15 protein-coding genes are annotated in these 18,443 nt (G+C 64.2%); 6 read left to right on the forward strand and 9 right to left on the reverse strand.

Annotated features, from left to right (window positions below; genetic code table 11):
- Window positions 1-111: 111 nt before the first annotated feature.
- From VNJ47_14185 to VNJ47_14195, 3 genes are all read left to right on the forward strand, one after another.
- Window positions 112-6,924 carry an FG-GAP-like repeat-containing protein gene (locus VNJ47_14185; GenBank protein HXG29985.1) on the forward strand — a complete coding sequence of 2,271 codons (6,813 nt, stop codon included), beginning with the start codon at window positions 112-114 and terminating at the stop codon, window positions 6,922-6,924.
- 2 nt (window positions 6,925-6,926) lie between these two features.
- Entirely contained in the window at window positions 6,927-7,274 is a 348-nt protein-coding gene (locus tag VNJ47_14190; GenBank protein ID HXG29986.1) for a hypothetical protein, read from the forward strand.
- A gap of 359 nt (window positions 7,275-7,633) precedes the next feature.
- On the forward strand, window positions 7,634-7,855 hold the full coding sequence (locus VNJ47_14195; protein ID HXG29987.1) for a hypothetical protein: 222 nt from the start codon (window positions 7,634-7,636) through the stop codon (window positions 7,853-7,855).
- A gap of 6 nt (window positions 7,856-7,861) precedes the next feature.
- Here the strand turns inward: VNJ47_14195 and VNJ47_14200 are convergent, their stop codons facing one another.
- Genes VNJ47_14200 through VNJ47_14210 form a run of 3 tightly spaced genes read right to left on the reverse strand, consistent with a single transcriptional unit; the run spans window position 7,862 to window position 8,726 of the window.
- Window positions 7,862-8,170, reverse strand: a complete 309-nt coding sequence (locus tag VNJ47_14200) for a type II toxin-antitoxin system RelE/ParE family toxin (GenBank protein HXG29988.1) — start codon at window positions 8,168-8,170, stop codon at window positions 7,862-7,864.
- Window positions 8,160-8,348: a hypothetical protein gene (locus VNJ47_14205; protein HXG29989.1), complete on the reverse strand. Its 189-nt coding sequence runs from the start codon at window positions 8,346-8,348 to the stop codon at window positions 8,160-8,162. The genes VNJ47_14200 and VNJ47_14205 overlap by 11 nt, the downstream gene beginning before the upstream one ends.
- A 12-nt stretch (window positions 8,349-8,360) precedes the next feature.
- The gene (locus tag VNJ47_14210) at window positions 8,361-8,726 is read right to left on the reverse strand and encodes a helix-turn-helix transcriptional regulator (GenBank protein HXG29990.1); all 366 of its coding nucleotides are present in this window, start codon (window positions 8,724-8,726) and stop codon (window positions 8,361-8,363) included.
- A 198-nt stretch (window positions 8,727-8,924) separates the two neighbouring features.
- Between VNJ47_14210 and VNJ47_14215 the strand changes: the two genes are divergently transcribed.
- Window positions 8,925-9,632, forward strand: coding sequence for a transposase (locus VNJ47_14215; protein HXG29991.1), 708 nt, complete (start codon window positions 8,925-8,927; stop codon window positions 9,630-9,632).
- 8 nt (window positions 9,633-9,640) lie between these two features.
- Here VNJ47_14215 and VNJ47_14220 read toward each other — a convergent pair whose 3' ends face one another.
- The 4 genes from VNJ47_14220 to VNJ47_14235 form a co-directional block, all read right to left on the reverse strand.
- Window positions 9,641-10,054: a response regulator gene (locus tag VNJ47_14220; protein ID HXG29992.1), complete on the reverse strand. Its 414-nt coding sequence runs from the start codon at window positions 10,052-10,054 to the stop codon at window positions 9,641-9,643.
- Window positions 10,055-10,116: 62 nt separating this feature from the next.
- A complete protein-coding gene (locus VNJ47_14225; GenBank protein HXG29993.1) occupies window positions 10,117-11,835 on the reverse strand; it encodes an ATP-binding protein in 1,719 nt (572 codons plus the stop codon).
- 7 nt (window positions 11,836-11,842) lie between these two features.
- Window positions 11,843-13,120, reverse strand: a complete 1,278-nt coding sequence (locus tag VNJ47_14230; protein ID HXG29994.1) for a DSD1 family PLP-dependent enzyme — start codon at window positions 13,118-13,120, stop codon at window positions 11,843-11,845.
- Window positions 13,117-14,529, reverse strand: a complete 1,413-nt coding sequence (locus tag VNJ47_14235; protein HXG29995.1) for a D-arabinono-1,4-lactone oxidase — start codon at window positions 14,527-14,529, stop codon at window positions 13,117-13,119. The genes VNJ47_14230 and VNJ47_14235 overlap by 4 nt, the downstream gene beginning before the upstream one ends.
- A 119-nt stretch (window positions 14,530-14,648) precedes the next feature.
- Between VNJ47_14235 and rimO the strand changes: the two genes are divergently transcribed.
- Window positions 14,649-15,992, forward strand: a complete 1,344-nt coding sequence (gene rimO / locus VNJ47_14240; GenBank protein ID HXG29996.1) for a 30S ribosomal protein S12 methylthiotransferase RimO — start codon at window positions 14,649-14,651, stop codon at window positions 15,990-15,992.
- A gap of 131 nt (window positions 15,993-16,123) precedes the next feature.
- The gene (locus tag VNJ47_14245) at window positions 16,124-17,047 is read left to right on the forward strand and encodes an alpha/beta hydrolase (protein HXG29997.1); all 924 of its coding nucleotides are present in this window, start codon (window positions 16,124-16,126) and stop codon (window positions 17,045-17,047) included.
- Here the strand turns inward: VNJ47_14245 and VNJ47_14250 are convergent.
- Both VNJ47_14250 and VNJ47_14255 read right to left on the reverse strand, forming a co-directional pair.
- On the reverse strand, window positions 17,013-17,780 hold the full coding sequence (locus VNJ47_14250; protein HXG29998.1) for a M15 family metallopeptidase: 768 nt from the start codon (window positions 17,778-17,780) through the stop codon (window positions 17,013-17,015). The two genes, VNJ47_14245 and VNJ47_14250, sit on opposite strands and share 35 nt — an antisense overlap.
- 367 nt (window positions 17,781-18,147) lie before the next feature.
- Window positions 18,148-18,443, reverse strand: a 296-nt coding sequence (locus tag VNJ47_14255) for a hypothetical protein (protein ID HXG29999.1), incomplete at its 5' end; no start/stop codon positions are given.

The following is an 18,443-nucleotide window of genomic DNA, read 5'->3' on the forward strand; positions in this document are numbered from 1 at the left end:
GCCGGTGTTGCAGAAGAGCGAGGGGTGACATCGGTGCGGTTGTACCGATGAAGGATCGCAGCGCAACGGTTGCGGCATGGATGTCACAGGGATGATTCAGAGGGGGGCATCATGGTTGGTCGCTTTGGCTGGCGCGCAATGCGCCGGGCACGTCTTGCTGTTGTCTTTATCCTGTCCTGTTCGGTGCTGGGTATCAGCCAGTCGAGTGCGTACCTCGGCCCCACCGTAGCGGGCACGATCACCGGCCAGTTTGAGGTGACGCCGACCGGCGCCGCCAGCTACTCGATTCCGATCTCGGTGCCGCCGGGGACGGCGGGTATGGAGCCCAAGCTGGCGCTGCGTTATTCGAGCCAGGGCGGCAACGGTCTTCTGGGCGTGGGCTGGATGATGGCGGGACTGTCGAGCCTGACGCGCTGTCCGGCGACGCTGGCCCAGGATGGCTTTATCGATCCGGTCGATTTTGATGCCAACGACCGGCTGTGTCTGGACGGGCAGCGGTTGAAGTCTGTGGCCGGCGTTCATGGGGGTACGGGTACGGAGTATCGCACCGAGCTGGAAAGTTTCTCCAAGATCACGGCGACCGGCTCGATCAATGCGGCCGCCTCGTCCTTTGAGGTGCGCACCAAGGCCGGACTGATCTACACCTACGGCGATCCGAGCGGCGTGTCGGGGGCATCGTTCATAGCGCCCGGGCGCAGCGAGGTGTACGTGTGGGCGGTCAAGGAGATTCGTGACACCGTCGGCAATTATCTGAGCGTGTTTTATCAGCGCGATCCCACGACGCTGGAGCACTACGTCGATCGGATCGAATACACCGGCAATCTCAGTGCCGGTCTGCAGCCCTACAACCGCGTGCAGTTTGTGTATGACCTGGCGCGTCCGGATGTGGCCGAGCGCTATCTGGCCGGTGGCAGCAGCAGGATTCAGTCACGGCGCCGGCTGACCGCGATCCAGACCTATACCGGTACCCAGCTGGTGCGCGAGTATCGCATCGACTATGGCGTTGGCGCCGCCTCGCAGCGCTCGCGCATCACCGCCATCACCGAGTGTGCCAGCAACGCCACCGGCACCCAGTGTCTGCCGCCCACCACCTTTGCCTGGCAAGAAAAGCAACCTGGTACGGCCACCGACGCCGCTTTCCGTCCGCCAGCGGATCTGACCCATGATGACGGCTACTTCGAAAGCGAAGCAATAGACCTCAATGGAGACGGGCGCGTCGATTGGATTCAAGCCTACTACCACGATGGCTATTTCTATTCCAACACATGGATCAACAGCAGCGCAGGGTGGGTACTGGATCCAAATTGGCGCTTGCCAGTGGGTATCTATAGCGAAAGACACTCGCTCGGTGAATTCGCGGACATCAACGGGGACGGACTGCCGGATTTCGTATATGGGCGCGCCGGTAACAATAAAACTTATATCAACACCGGTGTCGGCTGGAGTTCCGCTCCCGATCCAAAATACCAGCTGCCACTGTCCCTCTATAGCGGCGGAAATCACAGGCTGGGTCGCTTGATAGATTTAAACGGTGACGGTCTGGTGGACTTCGTGTATTCGTACTACACCACCAACAGAGCCTTCTTGAACCAGCCACCTGGCAGCTGTGCCGCCTCATGCTGGTTAGAAACCTCAGCCTACGCGCTCAAAGTGTCCTTGACGAATGACGATAACGAACCTTTGAGTGACCTTGCAGATATCACTGGGGACGGTTTACCAGACCATCTAATTGCCGTGGATAACGGTGGTGGCAATTGGTCTATTGCCACTTGGGTGAATACCGGCAGTGGCTGGGTACGCGATTCTCGTCTGGACCTGCCCGAACCTCTCTTTCGTGAAACGGACTCCAAGATTCGGGTTGGCGAGATTGCCGATGTGAATGGAGACGGTCTGGGCGACTTCGTGGTGGCATACCGAGCGTATGACTATTGTGGTACGCGCTGCGTGTCGATCAGTGACTTCGCCAGAACGTATATCAACACGGGACAGGGCTGGGTGGTGGACGCGACCTATCAGCTGCCCAAGTCGCTTCACGCACTGCTTAATGGCGACGCTGGTGGACGTGTTGGCATGTTGGCCGACCTGAACGGCGATGGGCTGCAGGATCTGGTTGTGTCCAAGGAGGGATATACCCGGCAGCTGTATATCGCCACACAAGATCCCTGCACCACCACCAGTTGCCGGTGGAAGCTCGACAGTACCCAGGCCCCACCGTTCAACATCTTCACGGATCCTGAAATAACGGGAACCCTCACTGATCTGAACGCTGATGGATTGATGGATTACGCGCTAGCGCATAGCGGCAGCCGCCATGCATATATCAGCAGGGGCAAATCCCCGGATCTGCTGAGCGCTGTTACTAATGGCCTTGGCGCCAGCATCACCCTGGAGCATGCGGCGCTCTCGCAGGCCGGGCTGTATACGCGCGGCAGCGCGCCTGCCTATCCGCAGCAGGCCGCGGCCGCCGCTCTTACCGTGACCAGCAGTCACGCGGCCAGCGACGGCCTCGGCGGCAGCCGCACGCTGAGCTATCGCTACGCCGACATGCAGGTGAATCTGCAGGGGCGCGGGCTGCTGGGCTTTGGCAGCGTAACCGCTACCGACCAGGTGTCGGGGATCAGCGAAACCACGCAATACCGGCTGGACTTTCCCTATACCGGCATGACGCTGGCCGCCAGCAGCCGCGACAGCACCGGGCGCACGCTCAAATCGCTGAGCAACACCCTGAGCCTGGCGCAGGCCAGCTGCGGCGGTTACGGCACGCCGTTTCCCTTCGTTTCCAGCAGCCGGCAGCGGGACTATGAGCTGACCGGCTATGGCTCGTATGTGGCCAGAAACCAGACCACGGACTACCAGTACGACGGTTGCGGCAACGCCCTGCGCGTGACGGTGGCCAGCCACAAGGGCGAATTCACCGAAGACCGTCATGTCAGCGACACCGTCAACACCTATTCCGGCAACACCGCCAACTGGATTCTGGGGCGCCTGAGTCGCAGCGAGGTCACCCACACGCTGCCCGGCGGCGGCAGCGGCAAGCGGGTGTCGTCGTTTACCTATCACGCCAGCACTGGTCTTTTGACCAGCGAGACGGTCGAGCCCGGCACCAGCCTGGCGCTGACCACCAGCTACGGCTACGACGTGTTTGGCAACAAGACCGCGGTCACGGTAGGGGCGGGCAGCAGCGCGCCGCGCACCACCACCACCGTCTACGACGGCTACGGGCGTTTTCCGCAGACCGTCACCAACGCCCTGGGGCATGCTGAAACCCACAGCTACGACCCGGCCCACGGTGGGCGCACCCGCCTGACCGGCCCCAACGGCCTGAGCACCACCTGGCAATACGACCCCTTCGGGCGCCCAATTCTGGAAACCCGGCCGGACGGCACCACGGTCACCACCAGCTATCTGTTCTGCGGCAGCCTGTGCGTGAGCGGCGGCGCCATGGCGATCCGCAAGCAGGGCTCGGACGGCAGCGACGCGCTGGTGACGCTGGACCTGCTGGAGCGCGAGATCGGCACCCGCAAGCGCGCCTTTGACGGCGGCTGGATCCAGACCCTGACCGAATACGACGCCCAGGGGCGCAAGGCCCGTATCTCCACCCCCCACTACCCGGGCGACACCGCGTACTGGACCCGCTACAGCTACGACGTGCTGGACCGGGTGGTGCAGCAGGAATCGGCCCAGGATCAGTACCGGCCGAGCGGCCGCATCACGCGCTTTGCCTATGCCGGGCTTATCACCACCCAGACCGATCCCAACGGCAACAGCACCACCAAAGAGGTCAATGCCGCCGGGCGCACGGTCAAGGTCACCGACGCCCTGGGCAACAGCACCCAGTACGGCTACGACGCCTTCGGCAACCTGACCGCGGTCACCGATGCCGCCGGCAATACCAGCCAGATGAGCTATGACCTGCGCGGCCGCAAGGTCTCGATGAACGACCCGGACATGGGGGTGTGGTACTACAGCTACAACCTGTATGGCGAGCTGACCAGTCAGACCGATGCCAAGAACCAGACCGTCAACCTGCAGTACGACAGGCTCGGGCGCCTGGTGCAGCGCAACGAGCCGGAAGGGGTGACGACCTGGACCTATGACACCCGCTGGAAGGGGGCGTTATCCAGTGTGGTCGGGCCCGGGGGCTATGAGGAGAGCATCGAATACGACAGCCTGGGCCGGCCGACCCGCAACCGGCGCGTACTGGATGGCCAGGTTTTTCTCACCGACACCGCCTATGACAGCTTCAGCCGGCCGCTGCAGCTGACCTATCCCAACAACTTCAAGCTCAAGCATGTCTACAACGCCTATGGCTACCTGAGCGAAATCCGCCAGGCGAGCGACAACGCGTTGTACTGGAAGCTGGACCGCATGGATGCCCTGGGCAATATCGAGATGGAGACCCTCGGCAACGGCGTGTCCAGCACCCGTGCGCATGATCCGGCGCGCGGGCATCTGGACGCCATCATCACCGGCAAGAACGGCGGCAGCGCGGTGCAGTCCTTGAGCTACCAGTGGGATGCGGTGGGCAACCTGCTCAGCCGCACCGACCAGAACCAGGGCGGGCTGCGCGAAACCTTCATCTACGACCGTCTCAACCGCATGACCGAGTCGCGCCGCGCCGGCCAGAGCAACCTCACCCTGCAGTACGACGCCATCGGCAACATCATCTACAAGTCCGATGTCGGCCAGTACAGCTACCTCGGCCGGCCGCATGCGGTGGCGGCGACCACGGGCCCGCGCAGCAGCGCCTACGGCTACGACGCCAACGGCAACATGACCTACGACAACGGCCGCGCGCTGGAGTGGACCTCCTACAACCTGCCCAAGCGCGTTACGCAGTACACGACCGTAAAAGTCAGCTCACCACTCAAACCCGCATTGTCTCTTTTGGGTTACGACGATACAACATTCTATGTGTTCGACTCACCCGATCCTGGTCCTATTCCTTCAGGTGTCGTGAACACGATGTATGCACCCGCAACGGACGTAGACGGGATGTTCAGAATCCGCTGGTCCGATCCGGGGCCGCCCCCAGATCCGACTAATTTGTGTAACCGGGATACTACAACTTTTGTTGAAATATCTACCAAGCAGGACTTCAGCGAAACCAGAGTGATTTTTTCGAGCCGCACGGCGCGAGACTATTTAGTTTCTGGTTTGAAACCCGGAACTTATTTTTTTAGAGTCTACACGGTTTACAGCTACTACGGCCTATTTCTCTGTACCCGCAATGGGGAGTCTGAGCGTGGGCGCGACTACATCGGTCCGAACATCGTTACCGTAGGCGCCAATTTTTCTTCGAGAGGCGTTAGTAGTCTGCCCTTACCAAAACTCGACTTAGGGCTAGTCTCGCTTCCGGGGAACCAGGCAAATCAACAGTTCTTCAACCAATCCGAGTTCTTCTACGGCCCCGACCGTGCCCGCTACAAGCAGGTGGTGACGCGTGGCAGCCCGCCGGACAGCAAGATCGTTTACTACGTCGGCGAGCTGTACGAAGAGCACGTCTACGGTTCTGCGCGCATCCGCAAATGCTTCATCCGGGTGGGCAACCGGGTGATTGCCATCCGCAGTTCCTACAACGACGGCAGCAATGCCATCGAGTATCTGCACCGCGACCACCTGAACTCCGTGGACGTGCTGACCGACGCCACGGGCGCGGTGCTGGAGCGGACCAGCTTTGATGCCTTCGGCAAACGCCGGCCGGGCAACTGGACGGCAGACCCGAACGACGTCTACACCAACGAGCGGCTGTACCGCACGGCGCGGGGGTATACGGGCCACGAGCACCTGGACAATGTCGGGCTGATCCACATGAACGGGCGGGTGTACGACCCGGCCCTGGGGCGGTTTACCAGCCCGGACCCGTTCGTGCAGTTTCCGGAGAGCACCCAGGGGCTGAACCGCTACAGCTACGTCAACAACAACCCGCTGTCCTACACCGACCCGAGCGGGTATTTCCTGGAAGAGATTCTGATCGCCATCGCGATGATCGTCATCGGCGAGGCGGCCGACATCCCGATCCTGACCCAGATCGGCTTTGCCCTGCTGCCGGGTAACCCCTTCCTGAACGGCTTTGCCGGCGGGCTGATTTCCAGCGACGGCGACGTCCGCCAGGCCTTTGTCAGCGGTCTGACCGCTGGCGCTTTCCATGCGGTGGGTACATCCTTTGGACCGGTCGAGGCCTTCTCGAAACAGCACCTTGGCAAGATCATTGCGCATGGGATCGTGGGCGGTGTATCCAGTGAGCTGTCGGGCGGCAGCTTCAAGGAGGGCTTCTTGAGCGCGGGCGTGACCCAGGCGTTTGCGCCGGCGATCGATGGCCTGGACCGCAATAACCCGGGCCAGAGCCCCGTGCGGGTCATTGCGGCGGCCGTGGTCGGCGGCACCGCCGCAGAACTGGGCGGCGGGAAGTTCGCAAATGGGGCGGTCACTGCAGCTTTCAGCAGGGCGTTTAATGACGATAGACATGCAACGTTGAATACTCGAGAAAGCTGTCCTGGAGAGTGCACATTGATTCGGAACGCGCGAGATGGAACCGCGTACTGGGTTCCGAAGGGTGTTGCTGGAGAGGCCCTTGCGGCTGCCGAAACTGGAACATCAATGTTAAAACCGGCAACGGCGGAAGAATCCTTGAATGCCGTTGGGACTCTCGCGGGGCTGGGTAGTGGCGCTTCTTTGTTGTTCGGTGGTATGCGCTTGGCTACCAGCTTGGGCGTTGTTTCAACAGGAGCAAACGTGGCTGCAGCAGCTGCCAACCCGAGCTTTGAGAATGTTGGGCCCTTAATGCTGGATGTAGGCACTGGGATTCTTTTCTCGGGCTCGCATCCCGTACTTCAAGGCGCAATGAGCCTGTATAGCACAGGCACGGGGGCGATAATCCAATACAACGCGAGGCAGGAATGCTCCGCGCCTTATTTGTGCTGACGATGAAGATCCGTCGTGAAGAATTGTATGGGCTTACTATTGGGGGGGTGGGCGCCTCTTCTTTTGCGCCAGTTATGGCATTTTCCGGGAACTGGTTCGCTATCACGGCCGCTTTCTGTATTGCTGGTGGAATTCTCTTTGTTCATTCAAGGTCCAGGTCGCTTTTTCTCAAAGTGCGCTGGTTTCGCGCGTGCATAGGAACCATTACTGTTGCTGGTTTATTTATCGGTCTATCGACGACGCACGGTTTCATGCCTCGCAGCATTGGCGTGCCTCTCATGTTGGTTTTGATTGTTGCAGTTGGCATGTATATGCAAATTAGGCTGGAGCAATCGATAAGCAAAGAGTGAAGACGGGGAGCGGGAGCGAGGTCACAGTAAGCCTTGCCCGCCGATCCCTCCGGCCAAACGGTATTCAACCAGTCGGATTGAGAGGTGCTGCGCATGCCCCATTTTCACAAGCGGGGCAATTACTTGCGTCCGCCCCAGTCCATCATGCTGCGCTGCAACACGCCGGGTTACTGAAAAGCGACTATGGAGCCCGCAGCGGCTCCGCATTAGCATGCTTACCGACAGCCGCATAAGCAGAACAACCGGCTGAGGTTCGATGGCCAGGGACGGTCCTTGGCGCCGGCGCTGCCGGCGAGCAGGAGAACTGGGGTCAGAGTAGACTTTCTCACACAGGCATCAGGCCAACCCTGGATTCGCACATGGACAGCAAAATCGGAATGAGCATCGATGCTCCGCTCGCGAGAGCCGGCATAAACCCGGCGCGACTAATTTCCACCAAAACCTTGCCGAACGGCAATTTTGAGAATGGCTACGAGTACCGAAGAACGTGCAGGTATTTCTTCGAGGTTGATTCCAAGACTCGTACCGTGGTCAGTTGGCGCTTCGAGGGCAGCGAAGAGGGCTGCGGGATTGTGCCTTGAGTATCCTCACTCCCACGGCTTCTTCGCCATGCGCGCGATCTCGCGCGAACCATGGATGACGGTGAGGACCTGCACGGTGTCGGTTTCGACCAGGTAGAGAATCCGGTAGTCGCGGAAGATCAGCTCGCGGATTTCTTCCGGCGCTTCGTCTGCTTCCGGCACTTCCCGGCCCAGGCGCGGATGGGCGACGAGCCGGGCCGCCGCCTCGAACAGGCGCTCGATGAAGCGCTCGGCATTGGCGGGGGAGTCTTCGGCGATGTAGTCGCGCAGCGCTGCCAGATCGGCGAGCGCCGGCTCGGTCCACTCAACGCGCACGCCGGCGCGTCAGCCTGCGCTTGGCCTCGGCGTGGGACACCACGCGACCCTCGCGGACAGCTTTCAGTCCTTCCTCGATCTTTTGTTTCACGTAGAGCCGGTACATCAGCTCGTTCCAGGACACTTTCTCCGGCAGCCGCTCAAGCACTTCTCGCGCGGCTTCTTTGGCGGTGGCCATAACGGGTCTCCTTTAGCGGCTGGCCTGCTTCAACTGCGCGCGCTCGATGAACGCGTCGAGCAGCGTTATCACCTGGCGCTTCTCCTGCGGGTCGAGCTTCTCGATCTGCTGCAAACGGCGCGTGAGGCGCGTATCCGGCGCCTTGGACTTTTTCGGTTGTTTGAGGCCGAGCAGCTCGTCGGTAGACACGCCGAACACCCCGGCCATCTTCGGCAACAGCGCCGCCGGTGCCTTCTCCGCGCGGGTTTCGTAGTAGGTGATCATGCGCTGGGTGGTCCCCAGCGCCTCGGCGAGCTCGGTCTGGGTATAGCCGGCGGCTTTGCGCAAGCTGGCCAACCGCGCGCCGAACGCGCTGACTTTCTCTGCAACTTTGGGCATGGCGCTCTCCGGAAGCGGATGCCCAAAAGTGTAGGCGGGTTTTCCATGCGGCCGGTCGCCGTGTCTGACGGAAACACATTCAGTGTATATCCTCCCGTCCAGCAAAATAAAGACATTGGAGAACTGGGGTCAGAGTAGACTTTCTCACCGCTTTGCATAACCTCTCAACTACTCTTACTTCAGCAAAAGGAATTGCTGATGGCCAGACTGCCTCGAATCGACCTGCCCGGTGTTCCCCAGCACATCATTCAGCGCGGCAACAACCGGGGTCCCTGTTTCTTCGCCGAGGACGATTACCGCTACTACCTCGAATGCCTGCGGGAAGCTGCGCAACGGTATGACTGCTCGGTCCATGCGTATGTGCTGATGACCAACCATGTGCATCTTTTGGCGACCGCACACCATGCTGGCGGGTTGCCGCGACTGATGCAGTCGGTAGGCCGTCGTTATGTTCGATACGTCAACTCCTGCTACCGCAGGACTGGAACCCTGTGGGAGGGACGTTACAGGGCTTGCCTGATCGATTCTGAGCGGTATCTGCTGGCTTGCTACCGCTACATTGAGCTCAATCCGGTACGGGCGGGCATCGTGGCTGATCCCGCGAGATACCCCTGGTCCAGTTACGGTTGGCATGCCCTCGGCAAGCCCGACAAGGTGATTGTTGATCACCCGCTTTACTTGGGCATGGGAGCAACCGCAGAGGAACGCTGCGTAGCCTATCGGCGACTATTCCAGGTTGAAATTGGCCCGGATGAACTACAGGCGCTGCGGGAAGCGACGATACGAAACAGAGTATGGGGCGGAGAGCGCTTCAAGGACCAGGTAGAGGCAGCACTCAAACGAAGGGTACGTCCGGGCAAGATGGGGCGCCCACGAAAATCAGGAGAAGTCGAAAGTGTACTCTGACCCCAGTTCTACGACAGGTTGGCCGCGCGGATGCGCCGGATCTGGCGGATGAGCGCGCGGATGGCGTTGATGAACATCGGCGGGTCACTCTTGGTGACCACGTAGTCCACGAACTCATAGGCCTTCTCGAAGGCCGGGTCGGACGGCTGCAGCGAGGTCATGACCATCAGCGGGATCATCCAGTTTTCCTGCTGGATGCGGCGGGCGACGTCCATGCCGCGCTCGCCCGCCAGCCGCTCGTCAATGATGATGCCGTCATACTCCAGCATCTGCTCCAGCGGCGGCGCCTGCTCGGCGCCGGTCACGCTGACGTTCCTGAACTCGTGCTCGAGTACGTAGGTCTGCACCAGCCGGGCGGGCTTGGCGTCGTCGATCAGCAGCAGCCGGATCTTGTCCGATGGCGTGCCGGTGGCGGATTTCATGGCGCATTCACCTCGTGATCCCTGTGGATTCGATCGCGCTGCGCGGCGGCGTTCGTGGCCGGTCAGGTCGCTGCGGCCTGCGGCTGTGTCGACGCTGCCGGCAGGGTAAAGGAAAACACGCTGCCGGCGCCAGGCTGCGATTCCACGGCGATGTTGCCGCCATGCCGTTCCACGATATCCTTGCACAGTGCCAGGCCGATGCCGGTGCCCGGATATTCGTCCTGGGTATGCAGCCGCCGGAACAGCTCGAACACCGCCTCGCGGTGCTCGGGCGGGATACCGATGCCATTGTCGCGCACCTCGAAGCGCCAGTGCCCATCCTCGGGCCGGGCGCTGATGGCGACCTGCGGCGCGACGCCGGGGCGGCGGAACTTGATCGCGTTCGCGACCAGGTTCTGGAACAGCAAGCCCAGCTGCGCGCGCTCGCCATGTACCGTCGGCAGGCCCTCATGCTGCACGCGGGCGCCGGCGGCCTCGATGCTGCTTTGCAGGTAGGTCAGCACCTGGCTTACGACCTCGCCGGTGTCCACCGCCCGCATCGGCTCGGCGCGCGAGTTCAGGCGCGAGAGCTGCAACAGGCCGGTAATCTGCTCCTGCATCTGCCTGGCGCCGCCGGTAATGTAGCCGACGAACTCGCGGCCCTCATCGCCCAGCACCGGGCCGTAGCGGTCGGCGAGGATCTGGGCGAAACCGGAGATGGTGTGCAGCGGCGCCTGCAGGTCGTGCGAGGCCACGCGAGCAAACTGGTCCAGCTGGCGGTTCGAGCGCTGCAGGTTCCGGACGCTCGCCTCCAACTCCTCGGTCGCCTTCTGGATCATTTTCTCCAGCGCGTCGGCGCGCATCAGGATGCGCCCGGTCAGCGGCCGCAGCAGCCGCCAGACCCCGAAGCCGCCGATATAGGCCAGCAGCAGGGTGGCGACGCCGGTCAGGGCCAGCTGGCGGCGCAGGGTGCTGTCCAGCAGTTCGGCCTTGGTGACGACGTCGCTGTCGCTGCCCGCAGCCAGCCGCAGGACCTCCAGCGGCGCGCCGGCGCGCACCAGCTCGTACAGTGGCAAAAGGCCGATGGCGGCGCTGAACAGCATGGTGATCAGCACGCCGGCCGAGACATAGGTGATCACCATGCTCTGCAGGCGGTCGGTGTTGACGTTGTCCTTGGCATCCTCCGGCCAGCGAAAGACCGCCGCCGACAGGCCCAGCAGCGTGAAGCCCAGCGCCACCGGCGGCGTCATCGCCGTCAGCTGGCGCCAGTTGGCCACCATGTTCTGGGTGCTGAAGAAGCTGAACAGGGACAGCAGGCCGAAGACGGCCACCAGCAGCCCGAGCACGCTGGCGAAGGCATAGCCCTCCACCTTCTGCAGCAGTCCGTAGCCGATGGTGACCAGCATCAGGCCGCACAGGAATAGCGCGCCGGTGACGTTGGCCGTCATCCGGCCGGTCGTGGCCGCCTCCTTTTCCGCCGCGGGAATCAGCATGGCCAGCGCGGCCGGGTCGAGCCCGAACACGTGGATGGCCAGGGCATAGGCAGCCAGCGCCCCCACCACGAGGCTGCAGCCGATGGCCAGCCGCCAGCTGCCCAGGCTGGCGCCGATCAGGCCGGCGCCGCACAGCAGCAGACCCAGGGCGGCGTCATAGGGCATGGGTTCCCAGGGGCCGTACAGGCGCGCCAGCTCGAGGTTGCCGGCGTGCCAGGACAGGAGCACCAGCAGCGCCCAGACCGACACGAACAGCCCACAGACCAGGGCGAGCCGATTGGAAACCTCGAACTCGGGGATCAGCTTCATCGACTGGCTAGGGACTGGTGGATGCCAGCACCGGCCAGTGATCGACGACTTTGCCGTCGCGCAGCACCACCAGATCGCCGAACTCCAGCATCACGCCCTCGCTCTGGGTCGGCCGCAGGAATACCTGGTCGTCGGGCGCCAGGTCGATCGCGGCGGACCCGGTCAGCAGCTCCTGGTTGGAGCTGCGTCCGTACAGGCCGCTGGTTTGCAGCCCTGCAGGAGATTCTGGCCGGGCCTTCCAGTAGCCGCCATAGATGAAAAAGCCCCTGCGCCGGTTGGGATCCCAGCCGCGCGCCAGACGCGACAGGCCGTCCAGCTCCGGCAGCCGCAGGCCGTCGGTGGTCTTGAGCACGGGCGTGGCGATGAACAGCGCCGGCACGTGCGCCGCCAGCGTGTCGAGGTCGAAGTCGGTCGGCTTGACCAGCGCCGAGCCCACCGACAGGTCGTTGAGCAGGGTGTCGTGCTCGTACAGGCGGTAGGTCGGGCTGCCGGCGCCGTTGAGCGTGACGTTCTCGGACCACAGGTCCGCATACTGCTCGCGTGTGTAGTCCACGAAGCCGCGATAGCGGTGCAGCACCGCCGCGAACAGCTCGGCGCGGCTGCCGGCGAGGCGCGGCAGCTTGACCACGTGCGGGTCATAGCCCATGAAGCCGGCGAACTCGAGCCGCGCCGGATGTGCGCGGATCAGCGCCAGCATCGTGTCGAGCGCCCCGGTGTCGGCGACGCCGCCGCGGTGCAGGCCGACGTCGATCTCGAGGTTGATGCGCAGTCTCGTGCCCAGCGCCTGCGCCAGTTCGAGGTATTGCTGCAGGCGCTGCGGCGTATCGATCAGCCATTGCAGCTGGCGCGCGGGATCGAAGCGGCCCCGGTGCTCGCGGTAGAAGATCTGCGCGCTGCGCGCCGGCAGCGGTTTGCCGAGCAGGATGTCGGCGTCCGGGAAGGCGCGCGCCTCGGCGTTGAGGAAGGGCTGGTGGAAGGCCATCAGCCGGTCGGTCTGCGCCTTGTCGAACACATAGCCGATGAGCTTTTCCGAGGGCAGCGACTTGGCCACCACGCGGTAGTGCTTGGGGGCGCGGATCGACTGGCGCAGGACGGCGATGTTGTGGTCGAGCCGGTCGAGGTCGAGCACCAGACAGGGCCGCATCGGGCCGTTGCGCTTCAGCTCTTCGTTGAGGGCGCGGAAGTAGTCGCTGTAGGGCGCACCGCTGGCGCGCGGCCGCAGCCAGACGCCGGCTCCGAGCAGGGCCAGCCCGGCGGCGCCGAGCAGAAAGCGGCGGCGCTTCATGCCACCCGGGCCGGTTCGCCGAACAGTTCGCGCAGGTGCGGGTTCAGCAGGCGGCCGCGCGGGTCGAGCCGGCGGCGCACGCGCTGCCAGTCGTCCCAGCGCGGATACAGCGGCGCGAGTTCGCGCGCGGTGAGGGTGTGGAGCTTGCCCCAGTGCGGCCGTCCCTCGTACTTGCGGAAGATCGGTTCCACCACCGCAAACAGTGGCCGGTAGTCCACCGTGTGGTACTGGTGGATCGAGATCGAGACGCTGGCGCGACCGTAGAACGGCGACAGCCAGCTGTCATCCGCGGCGACGTAGCGGTACTCGAGCGGGAACAGGGTATTGATGTTGCGGGCGCGCACCGTCGCGAGGATTTCCTGCAGGCACTCCGGCCCCTTCGCGGCCGGGATCTCGTACTCCATCTCGTTGAAGCGCACGTTGCGCGGGCTGGGAAAGATCTCGTAGGAACGGCCCACGCGGTCGGTCGGGGTGTGCAGTGCGGTGAGCAGCTTCTGCATGCTGTCGTCGAGCGCCGGCAGGCGATGCGCGATCTCGCTCGCCGCCTTGAGCACCGCATCCACCGGCAGCGGGATGGCGGGCGGCGGCGTCGGCTCGCGGTCGGTCTCATTGAGGATCTTGACCAGCGCCTTGTCGGTGCCGAAGAAGGCCCAGAACTCGAAGTGGCGGTTGTCGGCCACGTACTCCGCCATTTTGCCCAGCACGCTGTCCAGGTCCTCGACGTATTCGCGTTCGTGCAGGAAGTAGGTGCCGCGGTTCTGCAGCGTCATCTGGGTGACGATGCCGAGCGCACCGAGCGAGGTGCAGGCGGCGTGGAACACGTCGCTGTCGCGGCCCGGCCCGCACTCGATGACGTCACCCTGCGGCGTGACGATGCGCGCGCCGCGCACTACCGACGAGAACGAGCCGAGCGTGATGCCGGTGCCGTGCGTGCTGGTGCCGCAGGCGCCGGCCACCGACTGCGGGTTGACGTCGCCCTGGTTGATGAAGGCCTGGCCGATGTCCCAGAGCGGCGCGCCGAGGTCGCGCAGCCGCGAGCCGGCCCAGACCGTGGCCTGCAGCTTGTTCTTGTCGTGGCTGACGATGCCGCTGAGCCTGTCGAGCGAGATCAGCGTGTCGTCGGTGGTGCACAGGGCGCTGAAGGAGTGGCTCGCACCGGTGACGCGGATGTTGCCCTCGGCGTTCTTGAGCTGACCGATCAGCTCGGCCTCGTCGGCGGGCGCGAGCCAGGCACGCGGGTGCGAGACCTGACTGCCGGACCAGTTGCGCCACTCCGGCGGCCGCGCCGTGACTGGTGTGCCGCTGCCTTCCGCACGCAGACCGCCGGGCAGCATGGCCAGACCCGCAGTGCTGGCCGCGAGCTTGAGCAGTTCACGGCGGTTGAGTTGGCCCGGCACGGGTCGGCGCATGCGGGTTCTCCGGTGTTTTTGCATGTTTTGAGCAGTATTTCACGCCCGGCCGGCAAGGCCAAGCCCGCCACTGGCGGTTTTTTGAACAGCCCCCGCGGCCCGCGTAGAATACGCGCCGCATGTCCATCCCCGGTTCGAATTCCCCCGCCCGGCAAGCCCCCAAGGTCGGTTTCGTCAGCCTCGGCTGCCCCAAGGCGCTGGTGGATTCCGAGCGCATCCTGACCCAGCTCAAGGTCGAGGGTTACCAGGTCTCGCCGACCTACGAGGACGCCGACCTCGTCGTGGTGAACACCTGCGGCTTCATCGACGCCGCCATCCACGAGTCGCTGGACGCCATCGGCGAGGCCGTGGCGAAGAACGGCAGGGTGATCGTCACCGGCTGCCTGGGCGCGACCAAGGCCGACCTCATCCGCACGCAGCATCCGCAGGTGCTGAAAGTGACCGGCCCGCAGCGCTACGAGGAGGTAGTGGCGGCGGTGCACGAGCACCTGCCGCCGGCGCACGACCCGTTCCTGGACCTGGTGCCACCGCAGGGCATCAAGCTCACGCCGCGCCATTACGCCTACCTGAAGATCTCCGAGGGCTGCAACCACAAGTGCAGCTTCTGCATCATCCCCTCGATGCGCGGCAAGCTGGCCAGCCGCAAGCTCGGCGAGGTGATGCGCGAGGCCGAGCGCCTGGTTGCCGCCGGCGTCAAGGAACTGCTGGTGATCTCGCAGGACACCAGCGCCTATGGCGCCGACCTGCACTACGAGAACGACGCCTGGAAAGGGCAGGTGCTGCGCAGCGATCTGCAGGCCCTGTGCGAGGCGCTGGGCGCGCTCGGCGTGTGGGTGCGGCTGCACTACGTCTATCCCTACCCGCATGTGGACCGCATCATTCCGCTGATGGCGGAGGGGAAAATCCTGCCCTACCTGGATATCCCCTTTCAGCACGCCAGCCCGCGCATTCTCAAGCTCATGCGCCGCCCGGCGCATGCCGAGGACACGCTCGCGCGCATCCGCCGCTGGCGCGAGCAGTGCCCGGAACTCACGCTGCGCAGCACCTTCATCGTCGGCTTCCCCGGCGAGACCGAGGACGATTTCCAGCTGCTGCTCGACTGGCTGGCCGAGGCCCGGCTCGATCGCGTCGGCTGCTTCCAGTATTCGCCGGTGGAGGGCGCGGCGGCGAACGCGCTGCCCGATCCGGTGCCGGACGCGGTCAAGCAGGACCGCTGGGGGCGCTTCATGGAGCTGCAGGCGCAGATCAGCGCCGAGCGCCTGCAACGCAAGCGCGGGCTCACGCTGGAGGTGCTGGTGGACGCGATCGAGGGCACGCAGGCAATCGGCCGTAGCCATGCCGATGCGCCGGACATCGACGGCAGCGTGATCATCGAGAACGGCGCCGGCCTGCGCCCGGGTCAGATCGTGAAGGTCAGGATCACGTCGGCCGACGACTACGATCTGTACGGCCGGCTGGCCTGAGTCTTGTCATTCCCGCGAGCGCGGGAATCCAGTGGTAAAGCGCTGTGTCATGACGGGATCCCCGCTTGCGCGGGATGACAGACTCCCTGCACATTGTCAGAATCTGGACAGGTTCACGGTTCGGCTGTCAGATGCCCCAGGTTCGCGCCAACGGCCTCCACCTCGAGTACGAAAGCTTCGGCGACCCGTCGCGCCCGCCGGTGCTGCTGATCATGGGGTTGGGCGCGCAGTTGGTGCTGTGGCCGGAGGATTTCTGCCGCGCGCTGGCCGAGGCCGGTTACCATGTCATCCGCTTCGACAACCGCGACGTCGGCCTGTCGAGCAAGCTCGAACACGCCGGCCGTCCGCGTCTCATGCGCGCCGCCATCGCCTCGACGCTGCGCCTGCCGGTGCGCGCACCCTATACGCTCGACGACATGGCGCAGGACACGCTCGGGCTCATGGACGGGCTGCGTCTGGCGCGCGCGCATGTGGTCGGCTGCTCGATGGGTGGCATGATCGCGCAGATCCTGGCCGCCAGGCACGCGGAGCGCGTCCGCAGCCTGACCCTGATCATGACCAGCAGCGGCAACCCGCGGTTGCCGGGCCCGAGCCTCAAGATCCGTCTGCGATTGGTGAAGCGGCCGCAGCGGCTGGATCGCGAATCGCTGATCCGGCACTCGATGGAAACCTGGCGGCTGATCGGCAGCCCGCAGTATCCGGCCGAGGAATCCGCGCTGCGCGAAAAAGTGGAGCGCAGCTTCAACCGCAGCCTCTACCCGCAGGGGCTGGCGCGGCAGACGCTGGCGATCCTTGCCTCGCCCAGCCGCGTGCCGCTGCTGCGCCGCATTGCCGCCCCGACGCTGATCCTGCACGGCCGCGAGGACCCGCTGGTGCCGGTGGCGGCCGCGCACGATCTCGCGCAGCACATCCGGCATGCACGGCTCGAGGTCATCCCCGGCATGGGCCACGATCTGCCGCCGCCGCTGTTGCCGCGGCTGGCGCGCCACATCCTCGAGCATGTCGCCGCGTCAGACGGCGTCAGCGTACCGGAAAATCGAAGTACTGCCGCGTAAAGGGCTCCTGCGCGAGCGTGTAGTGCCACCACTCGCGTGCGTAGTTGCGAAAGCCCTGGCGTTCCATCAGCCGTTTCAGCATTTGGCGGTTGGCGCGCTGCGCCGGCGTGACCGCCGGGCTGTCGGTGTGGGAAACCGGGTCGAAGCAGTCGAAGCCGCTGCCCATGTCCAGTGCGCCGTCGCGTCGGGCAGCCTCGGGTTCGCAGCCGTCATGGCCGGCGGATGCCTTCGCCATGGTCCTCCAGCGCGCGCGGGGGAGGGTAGGGCTGGGGGTGATCCGCACGATCGTGACATCCACGGTACTGCCGCGGCTGTGGCCGGAGCGGTCGGCGATATAGACCTCGCGCAGCAGCTGCGCCTTGCTCAGATTCGGATGGTAGCGTGTACGCAGCGCGGGGTCATCCGGCATGCGCGCCCAGCGCAGGAAGTGTGTGACCGCACGCTGCGGGCGGTAGCAGTCGAAGACCTTGAGCGAGAGTCCCTGCGGCTGCAGTTCCGCCTGCACGCGCGCCAGCGCCTCGGCCGCGGCACGGGTGAGAATGCAGCGCGGCGCGTCGTAGCCGTCCACGCGCGCGCCCAGGAAGTTCTCGCGACCGTGATAGCGGATGTCCTGCCGGATCGTGGGCGCGACCGCTTCCAGGTAGACAAAGCCCTCGGGCAGCGCGGCATCGGCACGGCCCGTTCCGGGCAGCGCACACAGCGTCAGAAGCAAACAGGCGCGGCGGAAGATCATGCCCAGACGCTAAGCACGCGGCGAACCGCCGTCAAACCATGCCGTTAAGACCCGGTTCAGGGCGCATCGCTTAGCCTGTCATCGCGGTTGCGGGGCTAGGCCCCTCCGCACAAAGGTCAGCCGGTGGCAGGCATGCAACGCCTCTGCACTGCGCCGGACAGGCAAACCCGCCGGATCATCCCGGCGGGTTTTTTAATGTGCGATGACTCGGCTGTCGTCGAATGGCGACAGGCAACATTCAGGTTGAATTCAGGTCACTCTATTAATCTGACGGCGTTCACTGCAAAGGTGAACACGGCGACCGCGTTTCCCCTCCCTGAGCGCGGAAGCCACCCCCCACAGCCTGCCGGGCAACCGGCAGGCTTTTTTATTGCCCCGGCTCGTCGCGCTTTGCAGGCGTGCCCGCCGCCGGCTCCTTGGCGACGGCCTTGAGCATTTCCTCCACCGCGTGCGGAATGCTCCACTCGTGGATGTCCAGCCCGATACGCTCCATCTCCTTCAGCAGGTCATACAGCGGCTTGGACGAGCCGCGCGTCTGTACCATGGAGCCCGGCCGCGCCAGGAACAGCTCGAAGCGTTCGAGGAACTGCATGCGGTCCTTCTGCAGGATGCCGCTGGCGGGGCGGCCCTGGGCCCAGCGCGCCACTGCGGTGAAGCTGATCG

This window comes from Nevskiales bacterium (assembly GCA_035574475.1).
Classification (GTDB): Bacteria; Pseudomonadota; Gammaproteobacteria; order Nevskiales; family DATLYR01; genus DATLYR01.

Bases quoted from the DNA above. Each gene is read 5' to 3' on its own strand.
- VNJ47_14185 (HXG29985.1), top strand. From the start codon at position 112: ATGGTTGGTCGCTTTGGCTGGCGCGCAATGCGCCGGGCACGTCTTGCT.
- VNJ47_14190 (HXG29986.1), top strand. From the start codon at position 6,927: ATGAAGATCCGTCGTGAAGAATTGTATGGGCTTACTATTGGGGGGGTG.
- VNJ47_14195 (HXG29987.1), top strand. From the start codon at position 7,634: ATGGACAGCAAAATCGGAATGAGCATCGATGCTCCGCTCGCGAGAGCC.
- VNJ47_14205 (HXG29989.1), bottom strand. From the start codon at position 8,348: ATGGCCACCGCCAAAGAAGCCGCGCGAGAAGTGCTTGAGCGGCTGCCG.
- VNJ47_14210 (HXG29990.1), bottom strand. From the start codon at position 8,726: ATGCCCAAAGTTGCAGAGAAAGTCAGCGCGTTCGGCGCGCGGTTGGCC.
- VNJ47_14215 (HXG29991.1), top strand. From the start codon at position 8,925: ATGGCCAGACTGCCTCGAATCGACCTGCCCGGTGTTCCCCAGCACATC.
- VNJ47_14220 (HXG29992.1), bottom strand. From the start codon at position 10,054: ATGAAATCCGCCACCGGCACGCCATCGGACAAGATCCGGCTGCTGCTG.
- VNJ47_14225 (HXG29993.1), bottom strand. From the start codon at position 11,835: ATGAAGCTGATCCCCGAGTTCGAGGTTTCCAATCGGCTCGCCCTGGTC.
- VNJ47_14230 (HXG29994.1), bottom strand. From the start codon at position 13,120: ATGAAGCGCCGCCGCTTTCTGCTCGGCGCCGCCGGGCTGGCCCTGCTC.
- VNJ47_14235 (HXG29995.1), bottom strand. From the start codon at position 14,529: ATGCGCCGACCCGTGCCGGGCCAACTCAACCGCCGTGAACTGCTCAAG.
- rimO (HXG29996.1), top strand. From the start codon at position 14,649: ATGTCCATCCCCGGTTCGAATTCCCCCGCCCGGCAAGCCCCCAAGGTC.
- VNJ47_14245 (HXG29997.1), top strand. From the start codon at position 16,124: ATGCCCCAGGTTCGCGCCAACGGCCTCCACCTCGAGTACGAAAGCTTC.
- VNJ47_14250 (HXG29998.1), bottom strand. From the start codon at position 17,780: ATGATCTTCCGCCGCGCCTGTTTGCTTCTGACGCTGTGTGCGCTGCCC.